The sequence below is a fragment of the Bradyrhizobium genomosp. III genome (assembly GCF_000261705.1).
GTDB lineage: Bacteria > Pseudomonadota > Alphaproteobacteria > Rhizobiales > Xanthobacteraceae > Bradyrhizobium > Bradyrhizobium ottawaense.
Genome location: NZ_AJQF01000137.1, coordinates 1 through 4,273, shown reverse-complemented (window position 1 = coordinate 4,273; position 4,273 = coordinate 1). Strand labels below are relative to the sequence as shown.

General features: G+C 62.8%; 5 protein-coding genes and 1 pseudogene. 1 reads left to right on the top strand and 5 read right to left on the bottom strand.

The annotated features are described in order from the left end of the window. Together IC66_RS0111780 and IC66_RS43340 are read right to left on the bottom strand one after the other, a co-directional pair. On the bottom strand, positions 1-287 hold a 287-nt coding region (locus IC66_RS0111780), incomplete at its 3' end, for a hypothetical protein (RefSeq protein WP_157158044.1). Positions 288-653: 366 nt separating this feature from the next. Continuing rightward, a pseudogene (locus tag IC66_RS43340) lies at positions 654-823 on the bottom strand (YccF domain-containing protein); the annotation flags it as partial. Between the two features lie 345 nt (positions 824-1,168). Between IC66_RS43340 and IC66_RS0111770 the strand changes: the two are divergent. After that, positions 1,169-2,086, top strand: a complete 918-nt coding sequence (locus IC66_RS0111770) for an NADP-dependent oxidoreductase (RefSeq protein WP_038947751.1) — start codon at positions 1,169-1,171, stop codon at positions 2,084-2,086. Positions 2,087-2,167: 81 nt separating this feature from the next. Here the strand turns inward: IC66_RS0111770 and IC66_RS0111765 are convergent, their stop codons facing one another. The 3 genes from IC66_RS0111765 to IC66_RS0111755 form a co-directional block, all read right to left on the bottom strand. Further along, positions 2,168-2,572 (bottom strand): YccF domain-containing protein, encoded by a 405-nt coding sequence (locus IC66_RS0111765; RefSeq protein ID WP_028135280.1) that lies wholly within the window; start codon positions 2,570-2,572, stop codon positions 2,168-2,170. Between the two features lie 88 nt (positions 2,573-2,660). Continuing rightward, a complete protein-coding gene (locus IC66_RS0111760) occupies positions 2,661-3,752 on the bottom strand; it encodes a rhomboid family intramembrane serine protease (RefSeq protein ID WP_038947750.1) in 1,092 nt (363 codons plus the stop codon). Positions 3,753-3,839: 87 nt separating this feature from the next. Further along, positions 3,840-4,273, bottom strand: a 434-nt coding sequence (locus IC66_RS0111755) for an enoyl-CoA hydratase/isomerase family protein (protein ID WP_038947748.1), incomplete at its 5' end; no start/stop codon positions are given.

Sequence of the window (4,273 nt, the reverse complement as noted above, 5' to 3'; positions counted from 1 at the left end):
GCCCAAAAGCCGATATACGACAGCGGCGCCGCACAGATCGTGACAAAACCCATCTGCGCAAATGCGAGCATAGTGAACGCCGGCCGCTCGCCCCAGCCCCACCGCATGAGCCACAACCCGGCAACCGCCAGCGCCGGCGCTGTGACGACCTCCGTCGTCATCAAGCCTTCCAGCGTGAAGGTTGTTACGGCAAGCCCGACGCAGAGCGCCAGCGCCCATCCAACCACAAGACTCCAGTTGACCAGTTGCAACCTGTTCGCGATCCGTCGTTCCGTGTGACCGACCAAGCGCAGCTGTTCCTTGACAACACAATTGCTCTCGCAAAAGGCGGCGCACTGAACATTCCAATTCCCATGCCGGCCCACGTGCAATTTCGCGCAATGCTCCCAGAAGTTTAGCGCCCACACCGTCCGGTTGCATCTCGTGACTAACGCCATCGTTATTATTGGTAAAAATTTTGTTTCCAAGCGTTGCTGGCAGCGTTCCGATAATGGGAATCGGCCTGGCGCAGGACGAGGCGCGGTCTCGGCGCTAGGGTCAAACGGAGTTGAGATACTGTTGAGGTGTCTGCTCAGGGGTCATCAGCCGACGACTCCGCAAGCTATGCCGGCTTCCCCTCTACGGGCGGAGGCGGACATTGACGGATCCCCACCTCACGCCGGCACGATCACCTTGCCGATCGGCCACAGCGCGATGCCGGCGAGTTTCAAATGGGCCCAGGCGAAGGGGATGCCGATGATGGTGATCGCGAGCGCCAGCCGGTCAATAAGTGGCCGAGCGCCAGCCACCAGCCGGCGAGCACGAACCAGATGTTGCCGATCAGCGCGTAGGATGGGTGGAGCCCTTGCGAAACCCATCATGCCTCGTCAACGGTCGGGTTGATGGGTTTCGCTCTCGCTCTACCATCCTACGAGGCTCAATCTGTTCGCCGTCTCAATGGCCCTTGGTACAGCCGAATTTTGCAATCTTGGTACTGGTTTCATGACCAAGCGTAACGCATCTAACTCCTAACACCACGACCGAAGCGATCCCGATCGGCAGTTTCAGTGGGAGCCCCGGTCAATAGATCGCGGACACTTCCACACTGTCTGGCAGTTTGTGGATAGCCGTCGCGCTCACGCTGACTGCAATCGTTGCATCAGGAGACAATGACTGAGGAGATGATCCAATGAAGGCGATCGTTGTAACGGAACAGGCCGCGGGAACGGCGGGGATGAAGCTGGTGGACCGGCCCGAGCCGCAGGCTGCGATAAACGACGTCGTGGTTCAGGTTCATGCGTCGGGATTTGTCCCGACTGAGCTGACGTGGCCTTCGACCTGGACTGATCGCCTCGATCGCGACCGAACACCGTCGATCCCTGGACACGAGCTGGCCGGAGTGGTCACTGCTCTTGGCTATGGAACGACAGGGCTGGTGTTAGGACAGCGGGTGTTCGGCCTGGCGGACTGGTATCGCGACGGCACGCTGGCCGAGTATGTGGCAATCGAGGCGCGCAATCTTGCGCCGCTGCCGGGCGACGTCGACTTCACAGTGGGGGCGAGCCTGCCGATCTCGGGGCTGACCGCATGGCAAGGGCTGTTCCAGCATGGCCGTCTCAAATCGGGGCAGAGCATCCTGGCACACGGCGCGGCCGGCGCAGTCGGGTCGATGGTGACGCAACTCGCACGAGAGGCCGGCGCCTACGTCATCGGCACCGGACGCGCCGCCGACCGTCAGACGGTGCTCGACTTCGGCGCAAACGAGTTCGTCGACCTCGACAAGGACTCGCTGCAAGACGCCGGCAAGGTCGATCTGGTGTTGGATGTCATCGGCGGTGACATACAGAAGCGGTCGGTAGAACGCATTCGAGCCGGAGGAACACTGGTGACCATCGTCGGGCCGGCCGAGGCGCGGCCCTCCGATGGATTGGCGGTCGACTTCGTCGTCGAGTCGGATCGCGCCCAACTCAGTGAGATCGTCCAGCGGGTGCGGGATGGACGACTGCGGACGAACATCGGCAAGGTCTCGACCTTCGACGATGCGGTCGCCGCCTTAAATCCGACCGGGCGACGCAAGGGAAATACGATCATTCGCGTTCGTCCCTGACGGGAGCATGCTCATTGATGTCCGCAGCGCGTAGGATGGGGTGCACTTGCGAAACCCATCCTACGAGCCACGAGTTGGGCCTCACGCCGGCACGATCACCTTGCCGATCGGCCAGAGCGCGATGCCTGCGAGCTTGAGATGGGCCCAGGCGAAGGGGATGCCGATGATGGTGATCGCGAGCGCCAGTGCCGTCAATAAGTGGCCGAGCGCCAGCCACCAGCCGGCGAGCACGAACCAGATGATATTGCCGATCACGCCGAGCGGGCCCGTACCGATATCCTCGACACCGGTGACGTCGTAGCGGTTGACCGCCCGCGAACCGAACGGCAGCAGCGTGTAGACGGCGATGTTGAACGCCGCCCGCGCCCAGGGCAGGCCGATGATGGTGATCGCCATGATGACCGCGGCGATCACCCAGCCGAACGCCATCCAGGCGCCGCCGAAGAGGATCCAGAGGATGTTGAGCAGCATGGAAACGGGGGTCATGGGATGATCCGGGGGTGGATGATCCCGTGCATATAGGCATGAAATCTGTCTCTGCTAAGACGGCCCCGATTTCCGCTCCCCTCCAAGCTCATAATCCGTGACGCCGGCTGCGTTCGGCGCGCAGCGATGTGCCGACAAACCCAACATCCTCGATCCCGCGCGAGATCTCCTTTGAGCAGAGCCAAAGCGTCAGCGCGGCGGCGCCGATCGCGGCCAGCCCCGAGATGACAACAGGACTAGGGCAGAATGTGGCGAGTAAGTTGTCGAGCGGAACGGAGCCGGTGGGCCGGTGCGGGCTGCAAGACGATGCCAGGGCCCAACCGGACAGCATCACGGCGGCCGCGTTCACACCGGCCAAAATCGCCACGACGATCGCAAGGCCCTTCCTGACGGAGAGTGCGAGATCAATCGTCTTCACGACAGCGCAATACGCGGCCACGGCGACGAGAGCCGGGACCCATCCAGAACCCCCGGCTGCGATCGCCTGGGCCTGACCGCTCCAGGCCCACAGCGCAACGACGCACCCGAGCAGTGTCAGATTGACCTTCACGGCTTCGGGAAATTTGCAGCGAAGCACCCACACATTCGCTTTCTCGATCAGGTCCAGCACTGCGCAGGCGATCAGCCCGGCCGCAAAACCACCGAGATGCACGCCCCAGTCGATCCGCGAATTGCCGAGCGCAAACGCGACGTTCAATCCGATATTGATCGCGAAGAAGTCGATCCTGACGTCGAGCTTGCCGAGGATCCACAGGCAGAGCAGCGCTCCGAGGATGCCCGAGGTGGCGCCGGACGCGCCGACCGTCAAATAGGGCGTGGAATGGATACCGTTGCCGATGACGGCACCGAACACCATCGCGCAGAGATAGATGAGGAGGAAATAGGCCGGCCCGACCCGCCGCTCGAGATGGGCGCCCCACAGCACCAGGCACAACATGTTCATGGTGAGGTGGATGAAATTGACGTGCAAGAAGCCATAGGCGACGAGGCGCCAATATTCGTGCCGCGCGATCGCGGTCGCATACATGCCGCCGTAGCGATACAGCAACTCCGCCGGCGCCGCCGGACCACCCGCCTGGATGAAGCAGAAACCCGACGCGAGGACCGTCACCGTCATCAGCGTATAGACGGCGGCATGGGGGACTTCGAAAAAGCCAGGACTGGCACGGTATGAGGGCATGGACGATCGCAGGGGATTGGCGTGGGAATGCCAATCTAGCCGAGCCGCTCGATGATTGCTACTCCAACGCGTACCAGACGGCCCCGGCTACCGCCCCTCGAATTTCGGCTCGCGCTTTTCCATGAAGGCATTCATGCCCTCGGCCATGTCCTGGGTTTTGAACAGCGGCAGGAGCTGGAGATAGACGTGGTGGACATGGTCGTGGAAATTCTCGTTGAGGCCCATCCGCATCATGCGCTTGGAGGCCTGCACCGCGAGCGGCGCGTTGGCGGCGATCTCGCGGGCGACCGCCGTGGCGCGGCTCATCAACTCGGCACCCGGCACGACCTCGTTGGCGAGGCCCCATTCCAGGCACTCGCGCGCGCCGAGCGTGCGGCCGGTGAAGATGAGCTCTGAAGCCTTGGCCCAGCCGAGCATGCGCGGCAATAGCCAGGTGCCGCCGGATTCCGGCACCACGCCGCGCTTGACGAAGGCGGCGGCGAGCTTGGCGGATTCCGCCATGATGCGGATGTCGCAGCCGA